The organism is Janibacter sp. CFPM2_SD2, assembly GCF_057364645.1.
Window position 1 is genome coordinate 1 of record NZ_JBNFOF010000392.1, and the last position, 732, is coordinate 732.

Below are 732 nucleotides of genomic sequence, written 5' to 3' on the forward strand. Positions count from 1 at the left end.
GTGAGCGCCGCGGGGTCGACCCGGCGGACGGCCCCGCATCGCGCCCCTCGACGAGGCCGAGGTGCAGCGCCGCCGCACCCACCACGGGCTCGACCGCATCACCTCCGAGCTCACCCCCTACCTCCAGTCGGTCGTCGACGGCGGCCACCTCGTCGTCGTCACCGACGCCGACGGGCACGTGCTGTGGCGGATGGGCCGCCCCGGGGTGCGCCGCTTCGCCGACGACCTCGGCTTCGTCCCCGGCTCCGAGTGGACCGAGGGCAATGTCGGGACCAATGCCATCGGCACCGCCCTCGTCCTCGGCGAACCGGTGCACATCCAGGGCTCGGAGCACTTCGTCGAGTCACACGCCCGGTGGGGGTGCTCCGCCGCTCCGCTGCGCGACCCGTGGACCGACGAGGTCGTCGGGGTCGTCGACATCAGCGGTCCGCGCACGGCGATGCACCCGAGCGTGCTCGCGACCGCGGCCATGGCCTCCCGGCTCGCCTCGATGGAGCTGCTCGAGCGGCACCGCCGCTCCCTCGAGGAGCTGCGCACCGGGTCGGGCCACGTCCTCACCCGCGTCAGCAGCCCTGCCGCCGTCGTCGACCGCGCCGGGCACGTCGCCGCGACCTCCGGCCTGCTGACCCAGCGGCGGGTCGCCCTTCCCCGACGACCTCCAGCCCGGCGTCGTCCACCTCGCCGGGCTCGGCGACGTCGTCGTCGAGCCGTTGCCCGGCGGCTGGCTCCTGC

At 75.5% G+C, this 732-nt stretch carries 1 protein-coding gene; it reads left to right on the plus strand.

Annotated elements, in window-relative coordinates:
- Positions 1 to 61: 61 nt before the first annotated feature.
- Positions 62 to 732 (plus strand): GAF domain-containing protein (locus AC2W7J_RS18585; protein WP_485984280.1); only part of this gene is annotated, 671 nt, incomplete at its 3' end.